Annotated in this window: 19 protein-coding genes; 11 read left to right on the top strand and 8 right to left on the bottom strand. The window is 73.2% G+C overall.

Annotated features, from left to right (window positions below):
- Positions 1-64: 64 nt before the first annotated feature.
- Positions 65-1,045: a hypothetical protein gene (locus BM223_RS03505; protein ID WP_141267369.1), complete on the top strand. Its 981-nt coding sequence runs from the start codon at positions 65-67 to the stop codon at positions 1,043-1,045.
- Positions 1,042-1,776: a hypothetical protein gene (locus BM223_RS03500; RefSeq protein WP_038681608.1), complete on the top strand. Its 735-nt coding sequence runs from the start codon at positions 1,042-1,044 to the stop codon at positions 1,774-1,776. Before BM223_RS03505 ends, BM223_RS03500 begins: the two co-directional genes overlap by 4 nt.
- Positions 1,777-1,780: 4 nt before the next feature.
- Here the strand turns inward: BM223_RS03500 and BM223_RS03495 are convergent, their stop codons facing one another.
- Positions 1,781-2,671: an FkbM family methyltransferase gene (locus BM223_RS03495; RefSeq protein WP_038681609.1), complete on the bottom strand. Its 891-nt coding sequence runs from the start codon at positions 2,669-2,671 to the stop codon at positions 1,781-1,783.
- 246 nt (positions 2,672-2,917) lie between these two features.
- Here BM223_RS03495 and BM223_RS03490 point away from each other — a divergent pair, with 246 nt between their 5' ends.
- Positions 2,918-3,994 carry a methyltransferase domain-containing protein gene (locus tag BM223_RS03490; protein ID WP_038681611.1) on the top strand — a complete coding sequence of 359 codons (1,077 nt, stop codon included), beginning with the start codon at positions 2,918-2,920 and terminating at the stop codon, positions 3,992-3,994.
- A 40-nt stretch (positions 3,995-4,034) separates the two neighbouring features.
- Here BM223_RS03490 and gmd read toward each other — a convergent pair whose 3' ends face one another.
- Positions 4,035-5,027: a GDP-mannose 4,6-dehydratase gene (gene gmd, locus BM223_RS03485; protein ID WP_038681613.1), complete on the bottom strand. Its 993-nt coding sequence runs from the start codon at positions 5,025-5,027 to the stop codon at positions 4,035-4,037.
- 75 nt (positions 5,028-5,102) lie between these two features.
- On the opposite strand from gmd, the gene BM223_RS03480 reads away from it, so the two are divergent.
- Together BM223_RS03480 and BM223_RS03475 are read left to right on the top strand one after the other, a co-directional pair.
- Positions 5,103-6,128, top strand: a complete 1,026-nt coding sequence (locus BM223_RS03480; RefSeq protein ID WP_170222522.1) for a glycosyltransferase — start codon at positions 5,103-5,105, stop codon at positions 6,126-6,128.
- 62 nt (positions 6,129-6,190) lie between these two features.
- Positions 6,191-7,081 carry a class I SAM-dependent methyltransferase gene (locus BM223_RS03475; protein ID WP_038681617.1) on the top strand — a complete coding sequence of 297 codons (891 nt, stop codon included), beginning with the start codon at positions 6,191-6,193 and terminating at the stop codon, positions 7,079-7,081.
- Between the two features lie 16 nt (positions 7,082-7,097).
- Here BM223_RS03475 and BM223_RS03470 read toward each other — a convergent pair whose 3' ends face one another.
- The gene (locus BM223_RS03470; protein WP_052139005.1) at positions 7,098-8,081 is read right to left on the bottom strand and encodes a GDP-mannose 4,6-dehydratase; all 984 of its coding nucleotides are present in this window, start codon (positions 8,079-8,081) and stop codon (positions 7,098-7,100) included.
- Positions 8,082-8,218: 137 nt separating this feature from the next.
- Between BM223_RS03470 and BM223_RS03465 the strand changes: the two genes are divergently transcribed.
- From BM223_RS03465 to BM223_RS03455, 3 genes are all read left to right on the top strand, one after another.
- Positions 8,219-9,202 carry an NAD-dependent epimerase/dehydratase family protein gene (locus BM223_RS03465; RefSeq protein ID WP_038681619.1) on the top strand — a complete coding sequence of 328 codons (984 nt, stop codon included), beginning with the start codon at positions 8,219-8,221 and terminating at the stop codon, positions 9,200-9,202.
- Positions 9,203-9,215: 13 nt separating this feature from the next.
- Positions 9,216-10,412, top strand: a complete 1,197-nt coding sequence (locus BM223_RS03460; protein WP_038681621.1) for a glycosyltransferase family 4 protein — start codon at positions 9,216-9,218, stop codon at positions 10,410-10,412.
- Positions 10,413-10,529: 117 nt separating this feature from the next.
- On the top strand, positions 10,530-11,243 hold the full coding sequence (locus tag BM223_RS03455; RefSeq protein WP_038681623.1) for a sugar transferase: 714 nt from the start codon (positions 10,530-10,532) through the stop codon (positions 11,241-11,243).
- A 326-nt stretch (positions 11,244-11,569) separates the two neighbouring features.
- Here BM223_RS03455 and BM223_RS03450 read toward each other — a convergent pair whose 3' ends face one another.
- From BM223_RS03450 to BM223_RS27795, 4 genes are all read right to left on the bottom strand, one after another.
- The gene (locus BM223_RS03450) at positions 11,570-12,289 is read right to left on the bottom strand and encodes a TylF/MycF/NovP-related O-methyltransferase (protein ID WP_052139006.1); all 720 of its coding nucleotides are present in this window, start codon (positions 12,287-12,289) and stop codon (positions 11,570-11,572) included.
- Positions 12,290-12,328: 39 nt separating this feature from the next.
- Positions 12,329-13,078, bottom strand: a complete 750-nt coding sequence (locus tag BM223_RS03445; RefSeq protein WP_052139007.1) for an FkbM family methyltransferase — start codon at positions 13,076-13,078, stop codon at positions 12,329-12,331.
- Complete coding sequence (locus BM223_RS03440) at positions 13,075-14,490, bottom strand: O-antigen ligase family protein (protein ID WP_038681625.1); 1,416 nt, start codon at positions 14,488-14,490, stop codon at positions 13,075-13,077. Before BM223_RS03440 ends, BM223_RS03445 begins: the two co-directional genes overlap by 4 nt.
- Positions 14,491-14,561: 71 nt before the next feature.
- Positions 14,562-14,837, bottom strand: coding sequence for a MoaD/ThiS family protein (locus tag BM223_RS27795; protein ID WP_052139008.1), 276 nt, complete (start codon positions 14,835-14,837; stop codon positions 14,562-14,564).
- A gap of 133 nt (positions 14,838-14,970) precedes the next feature.
- Between BM223_RS27795 and BM223_RS03430 the strand changes: the two genes are divergently transcribed.
- Positions 14,971-15,711, top strand: a complete 741-nt coding sequence (locus BM223_RS03430) for a winged helix-turn-helix transcriptional regulator (RefSeq protein ID WP_038681628.1) — start codon at positions 14,971-14,973, stop codon at positions 15,709-15,711.
- A gap of 14 nt (positions 15,712-15,725) precedes the next feature.
- On the opposite strand, the gene BM223_RS03425 is transcribed toward BM223_RS03430, so the two are convergent.
- Positions 15,726-17,273, bottom strand: a complete 1,548-nt coding sequence (locus BM223_RS03425; protein WP_038681630.1) for an FMN-binding glutamate synthase family protein — start codon at positions 17,271-17,273, stop codon at positions 15,726-15,728.
- 69 nt (positions 17,274-17,342) lie between these two features.
- Here BM223_RS03425 and mshD point away from each other — a divergent pair, with 69 nt between their 5' ends.
- Together mshD and BM223_RS30015 are read left to right on the top strand one after the other, a co-directional pair.
- Positions 17,343-18,215, top strand: coding sequence for a mycothiol synthase (gene mshD, locus BM223_RS03420; protein WP_235319052.1), 873 nt, complete (start codon positions 17,343-17,345; stop codon positions 18,213-18,215).
- A gap of 30 nt (positions 18,216-18,245) precedes the next feature.
- The coding region (locus tag BM223_RS30015) for a coiled-coil domain-containing protein (protein WP_483407014.1) at positions 18,246-21,160 on the top strand (2,915 nt) is incomplete at its 3' end.

The raw sequence follows: 21,160 nt of genomic DNA, 5'->3' as shown, positions 1-21,160 counted from the left end.
CCACCGCCGGGCGCTAACGACGGTAACGACGAGAGGCCCCGGCCGTTGTGCCATCGTGACCACCGTGGCTCTCAGCTCCGTCCTCCACCGGGCCCAAGGCTCGGTGCGGGTGCAACGCCAGCTCAGCAAGATCCGCCGGCTCCGCAGCCGCCTCGTCGACATCCCCCTCCAGCAGGTCGAGCAGGCCCGCCGCCGCCTCGAGACCGAGGACGTCGACGTCCTCCTCCTCGGCGACAGCTCCACCCTGTGCTGGTCGCTGCGCGACACCGACCGCACGCTGCTGCCGGCGATGCTCGGCCAGCGCGTCGGCAATGTCGTCACCCTCGCGGGCCCCGGCTTCGGCGCGGGCATCTACGGCGAGGCCACCCGCATCCTGTCGTCCCTGGAGCGGCGGCCCAAGGCCGTCGTCTTCACGCTCGCGCTGCGCACGAGCACCGCGACCCACATCGTCGCCGACCCGATCACCGGCTACCACCGCTCGCTCGCCGCGATGGCCAAGGTGCCCGGTGCCCGCGGCAAGGTCCGCTATCTCGGTCGTGGCGGCGCGTTCGCCACCGACGACGAGCGCGACGCCTTCCTCGCCCAGCCCGTCGACAGCGTCTGGAACGGGCCGCGCACGATCGGCTGGTACCGCGAGCAGCTCGTCGGCACCGGCTTGCCGCCGTGGCCCATCGAGCTCGAGAAGCTCCGCTTCGACTACTTCTACGGCGAGCACCTGCGCACCGACAACCCCGGCCTGCAGAGCCTCACGACGATGGCGCGCCACCTCGAGAGCTACGGCGTCCCCACCGTCGGCGTGTGGACGCGGCCGCCGATCCAGCGCGGCGAGATGCACTTCCCCGGTGAGTTCGAGGCGCACGTCCGCTCCCACAAGGTGCTTCAGGACGAGGCGATCCAGCGTGGCTCCGCGGCGATCGGGCCGATGCTCGACATCCCCCTGGACGACGAGGACTTCGAGGACAGCTTCAACGCCACCGAGCACTTCGCCTTCTCGGGCCGCACCAAGGTCGCCGACGCGATCGCCGATGCGGTGCGCTCGCGGTGAGTCCCGCGTCGTTCCGGGCGTTCGTCCGGATGCGCCGGGCCCGGCTGCGCGGCTGGCTCGCGCTGGTCCGGCTGCTGGTCGCGGCCGCACGCGGGCAGGTCGACGAGATCTGGGTGGGCGACTCCCACTCGGTCACGTTCAACACCGAGCACTCCCCCCTCCCGGGGATCCTCCGCACCGGCGAGCGCCGCTGGACCTGGCACCTCGGCCCGCGGGTCATGTACTCCATCGCGCGCGACGACTTTCCCCCCACGCTGCTGCGCGTCGCACGGCTGATCGCCCGCGTGCGCGGCGCCCGTGAGGCCGAGTGGTACTTCTCCTTCGGCGAGATCGACATCCGCTGCCACCTCGCGCCGCGCCTGGCGGACGGCGGTGACGTGGCCTTCGTCGCGACGTACGCCGACCGGGTGCACGGCCTGCTCGGCAGGCTCGGCGCCGGCCACGGGACGCTCGTCGTCCCGGTGCCGCCGTGCCTCGACAGCTACGACCACGCGGCCTTCCCCGTCGCGGGCACGCCCGAGGAGCGGATCGCGGCCCACCGGTCCGTGCGTTCGGCGCTCGTCGTCGCGGTCGGTGCCGAGCGGGCGCAGCCACAGCTGCGGCTGCTCGACCTCACCGACGCCCTCGCCGGGCCCGGCGGGCTGATGCGCGACGAGCTGACCGACGACGGCTGCCACACCAACGCCGCCGGCCGTGACGTCGTACGGCGTGCGGTGGCGGCGCTCGCCTGAGCGGTCAGAGCGTCCCGGGCACGAGCTGGTCGATGGCCGCCTGCGCGGCCGCGTCGTCCCCGTGCACGACGGCGACGTCCCAGTACGCCCGCGAGCGCGCCCGGCCGTTCGGGACGTCGTCCAGGACCCGGGAGCGCGCCGCCACCTGGTCGGTGGTGGTCTGCCCGAGCGGCGCGCCGCCGTTGGCCCACACCGCCACGTTGCGGTAGCCCAGCGCCTCCAGGCGCGGCCACACCGCGTCGGGGTCGAGGCCCGCGAGACGGGTCAGGTAGGGGTCGTACTCGAAGAACAGCACGGGGTGCGCGTCGCGCCAGGTCTCGGCGATCGCGGGGACCAGGTCGACGTCGTACCCGTCGGTGTCGGACTTGACCAGTCGCAGCTGCGCGAAGTCCGCGAACTCCGCCTTGAGCGCGGCCGGCGAGACGGTCGGCATCGCGTCGCCCACCGCCCCCTCGACGAACCGCGTGGTGCCGCCGGTGCGGACGGCCGTCGTCCCGCTGTCCTCGCCGTCGACGGTGAGCAGCGCCTCGACGACGGCGATCCGCGGGTCCTTGTCGACGTTGCGGTGCAGGAACTCCAGGTAGGCCCGGTCGGCCTCGATGCACAGCACCTTGCCGTCGGCCGCGTGCAGGATCTGCACCGCGGAGTCACCCACGTTGGCCCCCACGTCGAGCACCGTCAGCGGCGCCGACTCGGCGAGTAGCCGGGCGAGCTCGACCAGGTTCTGCCCGTACTCCGGTCCCCACGCGGCATAGTCGGGCAGCCGGTGCGACCACGGCAGCACCAGCTCGACGCCCTGCACCTCCCGCACGACGGGCCGGAACGGGAAGCGGTCGCGAATCAGCCAGCCGACGCGACGCTTGGCGGTGGAAGCAAGGGTTCCGAGTCCGGTCACTCGCCGGATGCTAGGGCATATCCGGCCCCCGGGCGCGGTGATCCGCAAACGCCACCCGCCGCTCCGCCCCCTCCCACGAAGTGCGTGGGTTGCGGGCACGAAGTGCGGGACTTGCGGGCACGAAGTGCGTGGGTTGCGGGCACCAAGCCGCATCTCGCACCCGCAACCCACGCACTTCGGACCCGCAACCGGCGCACTTCGTGGAGCGGGCCCGGCAGCAGCGGGTTCGGCCCTAGGATGTGCGTCATGTCGGGCTCCCTCGCAAATGCGACGACGACCGCCGCCCTCGAGGCGGCGCGTGACTACTACTCCCACGAGCTCGCGCAGGGCGTGGACCGCTTCCTCCTCGAGGCCCGGACGACGTGCCCGTGGTGCGGGGGCGAGCGGCTGAAGCACCGGACGACGACGCGCGACCTGCGCCAGTTCAAGCCCGGCCGGTTCCGGCTCGACGAGTGCCGCTCGTGCGGGCACGTGTTCCAGAACCCGGCGCTGAGCGACGAGGGGCTGGGGTTCTACTACCGCGACACGTACGACGGCCTCAACGCCGAGCGCGCCGAGGCCAACCTGGGCTCGATGACCGAGGTCTACCGCGGCCGCGCGAGCACGGTGTTCGACCACCGGCCCGACAAGCCGCGCCGCTGGCTCGACGTCGGTACGGCGTCCGCGCACTTCCCGGCCGCGGCGGCGCAGATGTTCCCGGGCACGGTGTTCGACGGGCTCGACATGTCCGAGGGCGTCCTGTCGGGGCACCGGGCCGGGCGGATCGCGACGGCGTACCAGGGGCAGCTGCCCGAGCTCGCCCCCGAGCTGGCCGGGCAGTACGACCAGGTCAGCATGTTCCACTACCTGGAGCACACCCGCGACCCGCTGGCCGACCTCGACGCGGTCGCCACCGTGCTGGCCGACGACGGGTGGGTGCTCATCGAGCAGCCCGACCCGCAGGCCCGCTCGGCCAAGCTGTTCGGCTCGTGGTGGGCGGGCTGGAACCAGCCCGAGCACCTGCACATGGTGACGCTGCCCAACCTGACCAAGGCGCTCGAGGACCGTGGGTTCGAGATCGTCGAGGTGGTGCACCGCGAGGCGCACATCCCGCTCGAGGCGTTCATCGTGCTGGCGACGGTCCTCAACCGGATCGCGCCGGGCGAGGAGGTGCCGTGGCGCGACGGGCGCCCGCCGCGGTTCGCGCGGGCGCGCCGGCTGGTCGGCAAGGCCCTCGCGGCGCCGTTCGTCCCGCTGGCGCGGTTCGTCGACAAGGTCGTGCTGCCGCGGATGCTGCGCAGCTACCACGCCTACCGGGTGCTGGCCCGCAAGAAGCCGGCCTGAGCCGGCGCCGGCACCAGCACCCGCGGCGCGACGGGCGTCGTCAGTCGAGCTCGCGCTTGTGCTGGACCAGCCGGCCCAGGTGCTCGATGTCGGCGTCGACCATGAGCTCGGCGAGCGCCTTGGCGTCGGTGTCGGCCTTCCAGCCGAGGACGTCGCGCGCCTTGGTCGCGTCGCCGATCAGCGCGTCGACCTCGGTGGGGCGCTCGTACGACTTGTCGTAGCGGACGTGGTCCTCCCAGTCGAGGCCCGCGCGCGCGAAGGCGTACTGGCAGAACTCCCGCACCGTCGTGCCGATGCCGGTCGCGAGGACGTAGTCCTGCGGCTCGTCCTGCTGCAGCATCCGCCACATGCCCTCGACGTACTCGGGGGCGTAGCCCCAGTCGCGGACGGCCTCGAGGTTGCCGAGGTCGAGGTGGTCGCTGATGCCGAGCTTGATCGACGCGACGCCGAGGGTGATCTTGCGGGTCACGAAGCTCTCGCCGCGGCGCGGCGACTCGTGGTTGAAGAGGATGCCGGAGACGGCGAACAGGTCGTAGGCCTCGCGGTAGTTGACCGTCACCCAGTGGGAGTAGAGCTTCGCCGCGCCGTAGGGGGAACGCGGGTAGAAGACGGTGTTCTCGCTCTGCGGCGGCGGGGTCGCGCCGAACATCTCGGACGTCGAGGCCTGGTAGAACCGGCAGTCGATCTTGGCCGCCCGGATCGCCTCGAGCAGGCGGAGCGTGCCCACGGCGTCGGTCGACGCGGTGTACTCCGGCAGCTCGAAGGAGACCTTGACGTGGCTCTGCGCGCCGAGGTTGTAGACCTCGTGCGGAGCGATGTCGCGGATCTGGTTGCCCAGGCTGACGCCGTCGGTCAGGTCGCCGTAGTGCAGGTGAAGGCTCGACGTGCCGTGCAGGTGGTCGATCCGGCTGCGGTTGAGGGTCGACGAGCGACGGACCAGCCCGTGGACCTCGTAGCCCTTCCCGAGCAGGAGCTCCGCGAGGTAGGAGCCGTCCTGACCGGTGATCCCGGTGATGAGTGCGCGCTTGGTCACGGGGGCACAGTATCGTCGCGCCTCGTGCATCTGGTCGTAGATTCCGTAGTCGTTCGCACCGGAAGCGTGACGATCGTGCTCGAGCACCTCGTCCGCGCCTGGGCCGACACGTTCCCGGACGACCGGATCTCCGTGCTCTTCGGCCCCGAGGGCCCGACCTTCCCGCTGCCCGACGGCGCGCACGCCGAGGTGCTCGACCAGCCGGGCGGTCCGCTCGGCGGGCTGTGGCTGCGCTCGGTCGCCGTACGACGGGCCGCGAGCCGGCTGGGCGCCGACGCCGTCCTCGCCGCGGTGCCGGCCAGCGGCCTGCTCGGCACGCGCAGCCCGCGCGGCGTGATCCTCTACGACCTGCGCTTCGAGCTGCGCCCCGAGCAGTTCAGCCGCAAGACCCGCATCGCGCGCAAGGTCTCCTGGCTCTGGAGCCTGCGCCTGGCCGACCGGATCTTCACGATCTCCGACCGCACGCTGCACGACCTGCGCGACCTGCACCCGTCGCTGATCGGCCGCGCCGAGACGGCCGCGCTCGGCTCCGACCACGCCCTCGCCTGGCCGCACCCGGCCACCGTCGAGGCCGACCACCCCTACGCGATCGCCTTCGGCCACTACGGCAACAAGAACGCCAACGCCGTGATCGACGGCTGGGCGCGGTTCTGCGCCGAGCACGTCGACCAGTCCGACGGCTGGCGGCTGCGCCTGGTCGGCATGGGCGCGCGCGACCGGGCCGCCGCCGAGGAGCAGGTACGACGTCTGGGCGTCGGCGAGCGGATCGAGCTCATGCCCTGGCTGGACGACGACGCCTTCGCCCGCGCGTTCGCCGGTGCCGGCCTGGTCGTGTTCCCCTCCGACTTCGAGGGCTTCGGGCTGCCGGCCGCCGAGGCGATCCGGCTGGGCATCCCCGCCGTCGTCTCGACCGACCCGGCCCTGGCCGAGGTGACCGGCGGGCACGCCGTCGTCGCCCCCTCGACGACGGCCGCCGACCTGGCCGAGGCGTTCGCCGCCGCGCTGGCCCGCACGCCCGAGCAGCTGGCGGCGGGACAGGCGTTCGCGGAGGCGTTCACCTGGCGCCGTACGGCCGAGGTGATCCGAACCGGCCTCTCCTGAGGCCGCGCACCCCTACCCTTGCCCCGGACCTGCTCCCCGCACCACTCCCTCGGAGGACCCCGATGCCCGTCTGCCCCGCCTGCGCCGGCTCCCGCATCCGCACCGGGCCCGCCTCCGGCGCGACCGGCCGCCGGATCACGGCGTGCCGCGACTGCGGCGTGCACTTCTGGGCCGACCACGAGGCGGCCGAGCGCCAGGAGGCGATCGAGCTCCAGACCGAGCTGACCGCCGAGGGCTACAGCGACTGGGTCGACATCAAGCGCGAGCAGGCCGGACCCGACGCATGGCGCGACGCCATCACCTGGATCCGCGGCGCCCTGCCGCCCACCGACGGCGCCCCGGTCATCTACGACGTCGGCGCCGGCGACGGTCACTTCCTCAGCCTGGCCCGCGACGAGGGTGGCTTCGCCGTGACCGGCAACGAGATCGCCAAGGGCGCGGTCGAGCTCGCCAAGGAGCGCTACGACGTCGACCTCGACCTCGGCGTCCTCGAGGACCTCGGCCACGTCGAGGACGTCGACGCGGCGACCCTGTGGTGCGTGCTCGCACACGTGCCCGACGGCGACCAGCTGATCCGCGAGGTCCACACGATGCTGCGCCCCGGCGGGGTGCTCTTCCTGCAGACCCCGCACTGGACCGCCGCCGACGGTGCCGCCAACGGCGTCAAGCGCCTGACCGGTGGCCGGTTCAGCAAGGTCCCCGACCGCCGGATCGCCCAGCACCACTGGATCCTGCACACCCGCCGCAGCATCACCGCCCAGCTCGAGCGTCTCGGCTTCACCGACGTCGTCGCCGAGCCCAAGCTGCGCTACACCCTGACCTCGCGCGCCTACTTCGCCTCGATGAACCCGCCCCAGTGGACCGTCGGCCCGGCGTCGTGGCTGCTCGACAAGGCCGTCGCCAGCCGGCTCGCGCCGCGGATCGTGCTCGACGTGCGGGCCCGCAAGGCCTAGCGTCAGCCGGACCGGCTCAGGCGACGATGCGCGCCGGCAGCAGGTAGTCGACCGCCTCCGGTACGCCGGTCCGCAGCCGCCGCACGTCGACGGCGACCATGTGGTCGACGAGCTCGGCGAAGGTCACCTGCGCGCGCCACCCCAGGGCAGCCGCCGCCGGCTCGGGATCGGCGACGAAGACGGTGGTGTCGGAGGGCCGCAGCAGAGCGGGATCCTGGACCACCCGGTCGCCCGGGGCGCCCAGCCCCGCGGCGGCGAACGCCCGCTCGAGCAGGTCCTGCAGCGAGTGCACGCGCCCGGTGCCGATGGGCAGGTCGAGCGGGACGTCGTGGGCGAGCTGGCGGCGCATCGCCTCGACGTACTCGCCGGCGAAGCCCCAGTCGCGCCGGACGTCGAGGTTGCCCAGGCTGACGCTCTCGCGCTTGCCGAGCGCGATCTCGGCCGCGGCGGCGGTGATCTTGCGGGTCACGAACTGCGCGCCGCGCAGGGGGCTCTCGTGGTTGTGCAGGATGCCGCAGACGGCGAAGAGGCCGTGCTCGTCGCGGGCCGCGCGGACCGCCTCGTCGGCAGCGGCCTTGGCCCGCGCGTAGGGGCTGTCGGACGCGCTGCCGTGCACCTCGGCCGACGACGCCTGGAAGAGCCGCGGCTCGACGCCACCCCGCTCGCGCAGGCGCAGCAGCGCCGCCACGAGGTGGCGCACCGGCGCGGCGTTGGTCGCCGCGGTCAGCTCGGGCTGCTCCCAGCTGCGCCCGACCGAGCTGAGCGCGGCCAGGTTGTAGACCTCGTCGGGCGCGACCTCGGCGACGAGCGCCTCGAGCGCGGCGCCCTCGCGGACGTCGAGCGGGCGCAGGTCGATGCCGGCGAGGTAGGTGCGGCGCGGGTCGGCCGCGGCGAAGCCGGGTGCGACGGTGCCCACCACCCGCCGTCCCGAGGCGCGCAGCGAGCGCGCGAGGTAGACGCCGTCCTGCCCCGCGACACCGGTCACCAGGGCGGTACGCACGTCGCGCAGCCTACTGAGCCGCTCCTGAGCGCCTGTCCTCGGAATGGGGGACACGAGGCCGTGACGCCCGCCGCGACTCCTCGTTGGTCAGGGACGTAAGGACGCTGGGGGGCGGACACGATCGATGAGGAGTGCACATGAACTCGGGACCAGTTGATGTTCTCGTCGCCGGCGGCGGCGGCTTCATCGGAGGTCACCTCGTCGCCGATCTGCTCGCCCAGGGCAAGACGGTCCGCGCCGTCGACGTGAAGCCGGTCGACGAGTGGTACCAGGTGCACCCCGACGCCCAGAACGGCGTCGCCGACCTGTCGCTCCTCGACAACGCCGAGCGGGCCACCGAGGGGGCGCGCGAGGTCTACATGCTCGCCGCCGACATGGGCGGCATGGGCTTCATCGAGAACAACAAGGCGCTCTGCATGCTGACCGTGCTCACCAGCACGCACATGCTCCAGGCCGCCCAGAAGTACGACGTCGAGCGCTACTTCTACTCCTCGTCCGCGTGCGTCTACGCCGCCGACAAGCAGACCGACCCGTCGGTGACCGCGCTCAAGGAGTCCGACGCCTACCCGGCCATGCCCGAGGACGGCTACGGCTGGGAGAAGCTCTTCACCGAGCGGATGGCCCGCCACTTCCGCGAGGACTTCGGCCTCACCACCCGGATGGCCCGCTACCACAACGTCTACGGCCCCGAGGGCACCTGGACCGGTGGTCGCGAGAAGGCCCCTGCCGCGGTGTGCCGCAAGATCGCCGAGGCCGTCATCTCCGGCAGGCACGAGCTCGAGATCTGGGGCGACGGCGAGCAGACCCGCAGCTTCATGTACATCGACGACTGCGTGAAGGGCTCCCAGATGATCCTGGCGAGCGACCTCGAGGACCCGATCAACCTGGGCTCGGCCGAGCTGGTCTCGATCAACCAGCTCTACACGATCGTCGAGGAGATCGCCGGCATCAAGTGCGAGCGCAAGTACGACCTCAGCGCGCCGCAGGGCGTCCGGGGCCGCAACTCCGACAACACGATGATCAACGAGGTCTTCGGCTGGGAGCCCTCGATCAGCCTCGCCGACGGTCTGGCCAAGACCTACGCCTGGGTCTACGACCAGGTCAAGCGCGCGCAGGGCTGACCGGGTACGTCCGGTGAGGATCCTCGTCCACGACCACAGCGGGCACCCCTTCCAGGCGGAGCTGAGCCGCGAGCTCTCCCGCCGGGGCCACGTGGTCACGCACTCCTACGTCGAGGGCTACGTCTCGGGCAAGGGCCGGCTCGCCGCCGGCCCCGGCGAGGCGATCACCTTCGAGGGGATCGGCGGCGCGAAGAAGGTCGACAACCAGCGGCTGCTGCAGCGCCTCGGCCGCGAGCTGCGCCGCGGCGGCGAGCTGGTGCGCCACGTGCGCCGGGTGAACCCCGACATCGTCATGGTCTCCAACGTGCAGATCCCGACGCTGGTGATCTTCGCGCTCGCGATGGCCGTGCTGCGCCGTCCGTGGGTGCTGTGGCACCAGGACGTCTACGCCGTCGCGGTGAAGTCGTTCACCGGCAAGAAGCTGCCCAAGCGGTTCGCCGTCGTCGCCTGGGCGTTCGAGGTCGCCGAGCGCTGGTGCTCGCACCGGGCCTCGGCGATCGTCGCCATCGCGCCGTCGTTCGTGCCGGTCCACGAGAAGTGGGGGACGGCCGACAAGGTCACCGTGATCCCCAACTGGGCACCGCTCGACGAGATCGTCCCGACCGAGCGCAAGAACGACTGGTCGATCGAGCACGAGCTCGACGACGTGCCGACGATGGTCTACTCCGGCACCCTCGGCCTCAAGCACAACCCGGCCCTGCTGGTCCGGCTCGCCCGCGCCGTGCACGACGCCGGGACGCCGGTCCGGCTGGTCGTGGTCAACGAGGGACCGGCCGTCGAGGTGCTCCGCGCCGAGGCCGACCGGCTCGCCGTCCCGGTGACGCTGCTGCCGTTCCAGCCCTACGAGCGGCTGCCCGAGGTGCTCGGCAGCGGCGACGTCCTCGTGGTGCTGCTCGAGCAGGAGGCGGGCGCCTTCTCGGTGCCGTCCAAGACCCTCTCCTACCTCTGCGCCGGGCGCCCGGTGCTGGGCCTGATGCCGGGCGAGAACCTCGCCTCCGCGCTGGTCAGCCGGGCCGGCGGCATGGTGCTCCCGCCGGCCGACGCCTCGCTGTCCGACGCGGCCCGCTGGGTCAGCGGCGTGCTCTCCGACGCCGAGCTGCGCGACGAGCTCGGCGAGGCCTCGCGCGACCTCGCCGAGCAGGAGTTCGCCCTCTCCGGATGTGCCACCCGGTTCGAGCGGCTGCTCGCCGCTCAGGTGGAGCGCCGGTGACGTGATCGGAAAACCCTCACAAAGTTGTGGTGAGACTCGTATCTCATCGGTGACTCGCTCGTTGAGGTGTTCGCGGGACGGCCTCATCCCGCCACCGGGGACAAGTGGAGGTTGCGCGTGAAGAAGCGGACGTTCGACGTCGTGGTCATCTGTCTGGCCGCTGTGGTGTGGGTGCCTGTGGTGCTCATGGCCGCACTGGCCGTGCTGGTGCTCTCCGGCCGTCCGATCTACTACCGTTCGCGGCGCTGGGTCGGACCCGGCACCGCCATCGAGATGGTCAAGCTGCGGGTCATGGTGCCCAACGCCAACAAGGTGGTCGCTCCGGTCGAGGCCGGACGCTTCCTCAACACTCCGCCGGACTCGCCGCTCTACACGCCCATCGGGCGCGTTCTCGACCGGCTGGGTCTCAACGAGATCCCTCAGTTCGTCCACGTGCTGCGCGGCGAGATGAGCATCGTCGGCGCCCGCCCGCTCACCGACGTGGTGCGCGACGCCCTCACCGACCAGCACGGCGACATCGACACCCGCTGGGAGACCCCGGCCGGCCTGACCGGTCTCCCCCAGCTCATCGGCCGCCACGACATCGACGACCACCAGCGCCTGGTGCTCGAGTCGGCCTACTCCATGCGCACCGCGCGCGACGCGAGCATCCGGCTGGACTTCAAGATCCTGCTCTTCACGGTGCTCATCACCTTCGGCCTCAAGCAGCCGATGACGTTCGAGGGCGCGCTCGCGCTCGCCCAGCCCCGCCCCCGCCGCCGGCGGGTGCACACCCCCGACCTCGCGCAGCCACTCTACGGAGCCGCCGCGCCGGAGGCCGACGTCGCCTGATCGGCGGATCGCTCCTCCACCGCACGAGAGAGAACCCCCGGGCCGATCGGCCCGGGGGTTCTGTCGCTCAGTCGGGGTCGCGGTGGCTGTGGGGGCCGTGGTCGGGGTGGGCGCGCGGCCGAGCGCGCCGCCGGTGCGCGGCCGGCGCCGGGGTAACACGCTGTTCATGGTGCTGGTCGGCGGTTGTCGTCACAAAAGGCGTGCTGGGACGGCGTGGTAGCGACGTCAAGCGGCGCCTAGCACGGTGGACAGCGTGTTACCCGGGGTTCCGGTGGCGCGGCCGCCCACGGCGGCTCCGGGGCCGGACCCGCGGCGGCGGCCCCGGCTCAGCGCATCTTGATCGCGAGGTGCCCGAAGTAGTGCCAGGCCGAGGCCAGCACGTCGTACTCGCGCATGTACGCCGAGCAGTAGTTGTCGAGCGCCTGGAACTCGTTGAGCACCGACGAGAACTCGTCGAAGAGCACGATCGTGCCGGGCACGAGCAGCGCGTCGAGGCGGGTCAGCACGTAGAGCGCCGAGGAGTAGAGGTCCGAGTCGACGTGGACGACGAGCTGGCGCTGCGGGTCGTGGTCGAACTTCTCGAGGAAGAGGTCGAGGGTCTCCTGGAACCAGCCGGGCACGAACGAGAGCCGGTCGTCCTGGATGTCGGGCAGCGCGCCGTCGACGTCGAAGTGCGCCTTGACCATCCGGCCGTCGAAGCGCTTCCAGTTCTCCGGCAGGCCCTCGAAGGAGTCGAACCCGAAGAAGCGGGACTCGGGGTGGTGGTTCATCTCGACCCAGTGCCGCAGCGAGCTGCCCTGGAAGACGCCGAACTCGAGGTAGTCGATCGGCGCGTCACCGATGAGGGAGGCGTGCACGTGGTCGTACATCGCGGTGCGCTCGGCGAAGGCCGGGGTGCCGTCCGGGACGTGCTCGCGCCGCCAGGTCTCGATCTTCGGCAGGTTCACCAGCGTGTCGAGCCGCCGGCTGTCGACGCCGATCTTGGCGATCGCGACCTTCGACTTGATCCGGAAGCTGGCCATGGCGGTCTGGAGCGGACGTGCCACAGGGGGTCTCCTGTCGGTGGGGGGTGCTGCGGTGGGCGGTCAGTGGTCCCGGACGACGAGCACGTCGGCCTGCAGGAGGCGTCCGGAGGGGTCGGAGAAGCCGGTCTCGAGGCTCTGCAGGCGGTAGCCGTGCTCGCGGAGCACCGCGATCGTCTGCTCGGCGAGCTGCTGGCCCTCGTAGAGCTCGACGAACGACACCTCGAGCTGGAGCGCGTCGAACGTCCCGAGCAGGTCGCCGGCGCCGGCGAGCACCTCGGCCTCGTAGCCCTGGGTGTCGATCTTGAGCAGCGTCCGGGCCGGGTCGACGCCGAAGCGCTCGACGACCTCGGCCACGGTGGTGACCGCGACCCGCTCGACCGCGACGTACGCCGAGTCGGGCGCGCCGTCGAGGTGGGCCTGGGTCATCTCGAGGATCGAGGACGAGTAGGAGTTGGCGGCGACGTGGATGTCGACCTCGCCCGGCTCGCGGCCGACGGCTGCGTTGACCGGGTGCCAGTGCGGGTCGCGGTGGGCCCGGCGCTCCAGCTCGGCGTAGGCGCCGGAGAGCGGCTCGCAGCTGATGATCCGCCCGTCGTACCCGGAGCGGCGCAGGCCGAGGCCGTACTGGCCGACGTTGGCGCCGATGTCGAGGACGGTGTCGTCGCCCCGGGCGGCGAGCGTGCGCGCGACCTGGCGCGTGTAGACGCCCTTGCTCACGTCGAGGTCGAGCCGGTGCAGGCCGCCGCGGATCGCGAGCTTGGCCCGCTCGCGGACCCGGTTCTTCAGGCTCTGGTCGGGGCCGTTGCTCATCGGGAGATCTCCGTCGTCGCGGTGGTGGCGGTCGAGGCGGTGCGGGCCGGGACACCGGCAGGGGCGTCCGCCGGGACGGCGGCGGCGTCCGGCGGGTCGACGTCGAACGGGTCGTCGGGACGCAGCCGGCGCATGTTCATAGCGACGAGGATGGCGGGCGCCATCGCGACCCACAGGGTGCGGTCCTCGAGCGCGGGTACCGTGGGCGTGATCGCGATGAACGCCCACGCGACGTAGGTCAGCCGCCGCCGCGGGTGGTTGCCGATGATCGGCCGGGCCATCACGAACAGCACCATCAGGTAGCCGAGCAGGCCGACCAGACCGATGCTCGCGGCGACGCCGAGCACCACGTTGTGCACGTAGATGGTCTCGGCGAAGCCGTTGCCCAGCACCGGGTGCGACAGGAACATGTCGATGCCGAAGTCCTGGGCGTTGAGGCGCGCGTTGTCGGCGACGATCGCGTCGCCCGAGCCCGCGAGCCGGCTGAGCGCGGAGGAGTCGCCCGAGCTGTCGATGAGCAGCGGCAGCGCGACGATGCCGATCGCGATGAGGAGCGCGAGCAGGAAGCCCTTGACCGCCGAGCGCTCGACGAACGGCACCATCACGACCAGCCCGGCGACGACCGCGGCCGCCGCGCGGCTGCCGCTGGTCACCACGGAGTAGACCGACAGCACGGCACAGCCCGCCACGAAGACGCGGTACCAGACCGCGTCGTGGCGCTTCCACAGGTACATCGTCAGCGCGAACGCCATCACGCCGGCCTCGCCGAAGGCGTTGGGGTGGTGGGTCAGGCCCACCGCCCGGTTGGCGATCTTGTCGCCCACCGGGGAGTAGAGGGTGCTCAGCATGTGCCCGGCGACGTAGCTCCACACGAGCGTGTCGACGATCCGCCAGCCGGGCGCCCAGATCGCGAGCAGGCCCACCAGGCCGACCAGGACGACGAGCCACTGGAAGAACTGCAGCGCGCTGATGATCGGCGACGGCGAGAAGACCGTCGACAGGATGCCCGTGGTCAGGATGATGAGGACGCCGATCGCGTAGCCCATCGGCAGCCGCACCGGGCGACCGATCAGCGTCGGCACCAGGAGCAGCACCGCGACGCCGAACAGCAGGTCGGTCGGCGTGATCGGGGTGTCCGGGCTCGGCGCGATGCCCTTGTACATCGGCGCGGTCGCGAAGGCGCCGATCATCGCCAGCAGCGCCATCCGCTCGCGCCCGAGGACGGCGAGCGCCATCACCGCCGCCGCCAGGCCCACCGCGATGACCGCCAGCACCGGTCCGCGCGCCGCGGCAGCGGCCAGGACGGCGGCCAGCAGCACCACGAAGACGGTCACCGCACGGCGCTCGACCACGCCGGTGCTGCCGTCGCCCGTCGTCGCCGAGGGCGGTCGCGGGATGGTCTGGTCGGGCACTGTTCTCCTCTGCGGGCGCGCTGTCGTCGTACCGTCAACGGCGGAAGGGAGTCTAGGGGACGGCCTTTCTCCTATCCGCCCGCGAAAGGCGGCAGGAACTCGACCGTGTCACCCGGCCGGACGACGACCGCGGCGGGGTCCTCGGACGACACCGGGCGCTCCCCGACGAGCACCGAGCACACCTGGACGACCTCCGGGAGCCGGGTGCCGGCGTGGCGGCGCACCACCTCGGCGCGCAGGTCGGCGAGGGACACCGGTCCCGGCACCGCGACCTCCTCCTCCGCCTGACCCGCCGCGGCCCGCGCGGCAGCCCAGTAGCGGACCCGGATGACCTGCGTCTCATTCACCTGGACGACCCTTCCCCGTTGCACTGTTGTTTCGGTATCGTCCCTCACCAGAAAACTGGCCGAGACCCAGCGTTGCGTTTCGGTCTCTCGACTCGGCGCCCGCGCTCGCGGCGACGCCGGTGAGGAGGCCAGCATGAGCACTCTCCTTCTCCTGACCAGCGCCCTGCAACCCTCGGCCGAGGTTCTCCCCGGTCTCGCGCTGCTCGGGCACCAGGTCAAGATCCTTCCCGCCGAGGGCAGCGCGCTGCTCGAGGCCCCCGACGCGGACCTCCTCCTCGTCGACGGCCGCCAGGACCTCGCGGGCGCTCGCGACCTGTGCCGGCTGATCCGCACGACCGGGACCGACGTCCCGGTGCTGCTGGTGGTGACCGAGGGCGGGCTCGCCGTCGTCAACCACGACTGGGGCATGGACGACGTCGTCCTGCACACGTGCGGACCGGCCGAGCTCGAGGCCCGGATCAAGCTCTCCGTCGGCCGACTCGCCGCGGCCCGCGACGCCGCGGACCCCGAGGCCCACGTGATCCGCTCCGGCGAGGTGCTGGTCGACGACGCAACCTACACGGCCAAGGTGGGCGGGCGGCCGCTCGACCTGACCTTCAAGGAGTTCGAGCTCCTCAAGTTCCTCGCCCAGCACCCGGGCCGGGTGTTCAGCCGCCAGCAGCTGCTGCAGGAGGTGTGGGGCTACGACTACTTCGGCGGCACCCGCACCGTCGACGTCCACGTACGACGGCTGCGCGCCAAGCTGGGCCCCGAGAACGAGACCCTGATCGGCACCGTCCGCAATGTCGGCTACCGGTTCGTGCTGCCCTCCAAGGAGGCCGCTGCCGAGGCCGACGCCGCGACCGTGGCCGAGCGGGACCAGCAGGACGCCTAAGACGCCTAAGACGCCTAGGACGTCCGGCCCTGCTCGTCGAAGTGGTCGGCGGTGTGCATCAGCCGGCGCACCTGCTCCCGCAGCTCCGGGCCGAGCTCGCCCCAGCCCTCCTTGTAGCCGTAGACCGATGCCAGTGAGCGCGCGTCGTAGTCGCCGTTGAAGATGTCGACGTCGGCGGTCGTGATCAGGCCCGGGTGGGCCACGCCCACCGCGGCCGAGACCCGGGTCAGCTCCTTGCGCAGCGTGCGCAGGTAGACCGCGCAGCGCTCCGCCTTCGAGACCGGGTCGAGGCCGCGGACCAGCCACGGGTTCTGGGTGGCCACGCCGGTCGGGCAGTGGTCGGTGTGGCACTTCTGCGCCTGGATGCAGCCGATCGACAGCATCACCTCGCGCGCGACGTTGACCATGTCGGCGCCCAGCGCGAACGCGACCACCGCGTTGTCGGGCAGGCCCAGCTTGGCCGAGCCGATGAACGTGATGTCGTCGGTGAGGCCCAGCTCGGCGAACGTGCCGTAGACCCGCGAGAAGCCCATCCGGTAGGGCACCGCGACCGAGTCGGCGAAGATCAGCGGTGCCGCGCCCGTGCCGCCCTCGCCGCCGTCGACGGTGATGAAGTCGACGCCGCGCTCGCGCGGCAGCATCAGCCGGGCGAGCTCCTCCCAGAAGTCCATCGCGCCGACCGCGGACTTGATGCCGACCGGGAGGCCGGTCTCCGCCGCCAGCATCTCGACGAAGTCCAGCATCGAGTCGACGTCGTGGAAGGCGGTGTGCCGGGACGGCGAGGCGCAGTCCTTGCCCTCGGGGATGCCCCGGATCGCGGCGATCTCGGGCGTCACCTTCGCTGCCGGCAGCAGCCCGCCCAGGCCCGGCTTGGCGCCCTGGCTCAGCTTGATCTCGATCGCCCTGACCGGCGCGGAGGCGATCATCTCCTTGAGCCGCGGGAGCGAGAAGCTGCCCTTCTCGTCCCGGCAGCCGAAGTACGCCGTCCCGATCTGGACGGTGAGGTCGGCACCGTTGCGGTGGTAGGGCGAGATCGCGCCCTCCCCCGTGTTGTGCAGGCAGCCCGCCGCGGCCGCCCCCTTGTTGATCGCCGTGATCGCGTTGGGCGAGAGCGAGCCGAAGCTCATCGCCGACACGTTGACCACCGAGCCCGGCCGGAACGCCTTCGCCCGCCCGCGCGGCCCGCCGAGCACCTTCGCGCTCGGCAGCGTCCAGCTGTGGTCCTGGTCGCTGGGCAGCTGGTCGGCGAACGTGCGCTGCTTGATGTAGGCGTGGCCCTGGGTGTGCTCGACGTCGACGTCGGTGCCGAACCCGAAGTAGGAGTTCTGCTCCTTGCTGGAGGCGTAGATCCAGGTCCGCTGGTCGCGGCTGAACGGCCGCTCCTCCTCGTTGCTGGTCACGATGTACTGGCGCAGCTCCGGGCCGACCTTCTCGAGCAGGTAGCGCGCGTGGCCGATCACCGGGAAGTTCCGCTGCAGCGCGTGCCGCTTCTGGACGAGGTCGCGGGCGGCGACCGCCCCCAGCGCCAAGGCGGCCCCGCCCACCGCACGGCTCAGCTTCATGAGCCATTCCTACCGCGTCGGGCCGGAGCACGTAAGCCCGGGGCGAGGGCCCCGCGATAGCGTCGAGAGGTGACCCCGGACCTCCCCCTGCTGACCGGTACACCCGCCCTCGACGCGATCGACCGGGTGCGCGAGGCCGCCCGGGAGACCGACGGGACCGACCCCCTCGACGAGGCCGCCGTGCTCCGCCTCAAGCACCACGGCCTCGACGGCATCGGCGCCTGGGTCACCGGCGAGGGCTTCGCGCTGCGCCGCGGCGACGAGATCGACCTCGCCGTCGCCCCCGATGCCCGCGGCCGCGGCCTCGGCGGCGCGCTCGCCGCCCCGGCCCTCGCCGAGCCCGGCCCCCTGGCCGCCTGGTCCCACGGCGACCACCCTGCCGCCGCGGCGCTCGCCGCCCGCCGCGGTTTCGCGCGCACCCGCGAGCTCTGGGTGATGCGCCGGCCCACCGCCGTACCGCTGCCGGGGAGCGTGGTGCCCGACGACGTACGGATCCGCGACTACGGCTCCGGCGACGCCGCGGCGCTGCTCGCCGTCAACGCCGCCGCGTTCGCGCACCACCCGGAGCAGGGCGCGCTCGACGAGGCCGGCCTGGCCGAGCGGATGGCCGAGCCCTGGTTCGACCCCGCCGGCCTGCTCCTCGCGGTGGACGACGACGGCGAGCTGCTCGGCTTCCACTGGACCAAGCAGCACGACGCGGACACCGGCGAGGTCTACGTCGTCGGCGTCTCCCCCACCGCCCAGGGCCGCGGCCTCGGCCGGGTGCTCACCCTCGCCGGGCTGCAGCACCTCGCCTCCCGAGGGGTCGCGGAGGTGCTCCTGTACGTCGAGTCCGACAACGCTCCGGCGCGGCGACTGTACGAAGGTCTCGGCTTCAGCCACGCTGCAGCGGACACCCACGTCCAGTACCGCCGAGCGGACGATTCCGAACTTTCGCCGTAACCCCCTTGCGGCTGAGTAGATTTACCTTCCATGAGCTCTGTCACCGACAACGAGCCGGAGCCCGAGGACTCCCGGCTCGACGACGCGCGCCCCGGGCGCGGTCGGGGACGTCGGGGACGGCTCTGGCGCCGCCAGGACGACGACGCGCCCGTCGTCGCCGACCTGGACCCCGACGAGGTCGCCGAGCTGCTGCGCCGCAGCAACACGTCGGTGGCCCCGGACGACGCGCCGGACGCGCCGGGTGCCGGGGACTGGTCGGACGTCATCGACCGCTCCCTCGGCCGCCCGCTCACCGAGATCGACCCCGAGGAGTTCGAGGTCACCCCGCCGTCGGCGGCGGACGACCCCTCCCTCCGCGGGACGCTGACCGACCGGCTGGAGCGGATGCGGTCGGACTCGGAGCCGGACTCGGAGCCGGACTCGCCGGCCAGGGCTGAGGAGCCCGCCGAGGTCGCTGACGAGAGCCACGACTGGGCGGCCGTCATCTCCCGCTCCACCAGCCGGCCGTTCGGGGACGCCCACGGTCTCGCGGCGCCCGAGCCTGAGCTCGCGGCGGAGCCCGCGGCGGAGCCGGACCTGGACCCGCTGACCTCCGAGACCTGGATCATCGAGGAGGCCGAGCCGCAGCCGGAGCCGCAGGCCGACCCCGCCACCGCCGAGCTGCCCGACCAGCGTCGGACCGACGAGGAGGCCGGCCAGCGCGTCATCGCCGACGCCTTCGACGGCGGCTTCGCCGAGCCGACGCCCGTTGCGCAGCCCAAGGGCCTGGCCCGGCTGCGCCGTCGTCCCGGTGGCTCGAGCGCGGCCCCGCGGCCCGAGGCGCGGCCGCTGCAGGAGTTCGTCGAGCCGCCGCTGCTCGACGAGCCGATCCCCCACATCGACCAGGCGCCCGAGGTGCCCCGCCGGCCCTCGGAGGTGCTGGCCCACGCGCGGGCCGAGATCGAGGCCGAGCTCGTCGAGTCCGCTCCCCCGGCGGCGTCCGACGAGAGCGCGGGCGCGGAGCCCGAGGTCGTCGTCCCGGACAACGCCGAGGTGGTCGCCGCCCTCGCCGCGCGGCTGCGCCGCGACGCCGAGCTGGCCGCCGCCGAGCAGGCCGCCGAGCGGGCCGCCGCCGAGGAGGCCGCGCAGCGCGCCAGCGAGGCCCGCGCGGAGGCCGACCGGCTGGCCCAGGAGCAGGCCGAGACCGCCGCCGTCGCGCACAAGGCCCGGGCCGAGGCCGAGGAGCTGGCCCGCACCGAGGCCGCCGCCCGCGAGGCCGCCGAACGTGCCGCCCGCGAGCGCGCCGAGCTGGCGGACGCCGAGTCCGCCCGCCGCGAGGAGGCCGAGCGCCACGCCGTCGACCAGGCCGAGCGCGCGGCCGCCGCCCACGCCGCCCGGGAGGCCGCCGAGGCCCACGCCCGCGAGCAGGCCGAGCTGGCCGCCGTCGCCGCGGGGGCCCGTCAGCACGCGGAGTCCGCCGCCGAGTCGTACGCCGAGGCCGCCCGCGTCGCCCACGAGGAGCGCGCCGCCGCCGAGGAGCGCGCCCGCGTGATGGCCGAGGCGGCCGCCGTCAGCGCTGCCGAGCACGCCGAGTTCGCCCGCCGGATGCTCGCCGAGCGCGAGGCCGCCGAGCGCACGTCCGCCGAGATCGCCCAGGCCCGCGCCCTCGCCGAGGAGGCCGCCCGCCAGCAGGCCGCCCTCGCCCAGGACGCCCACCGTGCCGCCGAGGCCGCCGAGGAGCGGGCCCGGATGCTCGCCGAGCAGGCCGCCGCCAGCGCCGAGGAGCACGGCGCCCTCGCCCGCCAGGCCGTCGAGGAGCGCGCGGTCGCCGAGCAGGCCGCCACCGAGCACGCCCACCTGGCCCAGGAGGCCCAGCAGGCCCGCCGCGCCGCCGAGCAGGCCGCCCTCGAGCAGGCCGAGCTCGCCCGCCTCGCCCTCGAGACCGCCGAGGCCGCCGAGCGCCGCGCCGAAGAGGCCGCCGGCCGCGCCGAGGAGCAGGCCGCCGCCCGCGTCGCCGCCGACGAGTCCGCCACCCAGCAGGCCCGCCGCGCCGAGGAGGCCCACGAGGCCCGCCGCCTCGCGGAGGAGGCCGCCCGCGAGCAGCTCGAGCTCGCCACCGAGGCCCAGGCCGCCGCCGCCTCCGCCCACACCTCCGCCGCGGCCCTCGCCGAGGAGAAGAAGGCCGCCACCGAGGCCCTCGCCCTCGCCACCGAGTTCGCCACCGAGGCCGCCAACGCCCGCACCGAGGCCGAGCACCGCGCCGCCGCCGCCCTCACCGAGCTCGAACGCGCCGCCGCCACCCACGCCGCCGCCGTCGAGACCCTCCAGGCCGAGCTCGTCCGCGCCGAGGAGCGCGCCCTCCAGCACGCCCAAGCCCGCGCCGACGCCGAAGCCGCCGCCGCCGAACAGGCCCGCGCCCGCGCCGAGGCCGAGGCCCGCGCCGCCGAGCTCGCACAGGAGCGCGAGCGCGCGCTCGCGCAGACGGCCGAGCTCGCCACGCAGATGGCGGAGATCCAGGCGCGGTTGCGGGGGGATGACGGGGAGTCGGTTGGTTCTCCGGTTGCTGCGGTTGCTCCGGTTGCCGCGGTTGCTCCGGTAGTGGAGCCGGAGCCGGTTGCCGTTGTTGAGCCCGAGCCGGAGCCGGAGCCGGTCGCCGTTGTCGAGCCGGAGCCGGCCGCGGAGCCCGAGCCCGTCGTTCAGCCCGAGCCCGAGCCGGTCGCCGAGGTTGAGCCGGAGCCCGAGCCGGAGCCGGTCGCCGTGGTTGAGCCGGAGCCGGCCGTGGAGCCCGAGCCCGTCGTCGAGCCCGAGCCCGTCGTCGAGCCCGAACCCGAGCCGGTCGCCGTCGTTGAGCCGGAGCCTGAGCCGGTCGCCGTTGCTGAGCCGGAGCCCGAGCCGGTCGCCGTTGCTGAGCCCGACCCGGAGCCGATCGCGGAGCCCGAGCCGATCGCGGAGCCCGAGCCGATCGC

The organism is Pimelobacter simplex, from assembly GCF_900114845.1.
Lineage (GTDB): Bacteria > Actinomycetota > Actinomycetes > Propionibacteriales > Nocardioidaceae > Nocardioides > Nocardioides simplex.
The sequence above is the reverse complement of the archived record's forward strand: the minus strand, read 5'-3'. Positions and strand labels throughout refer to the sequence as shown.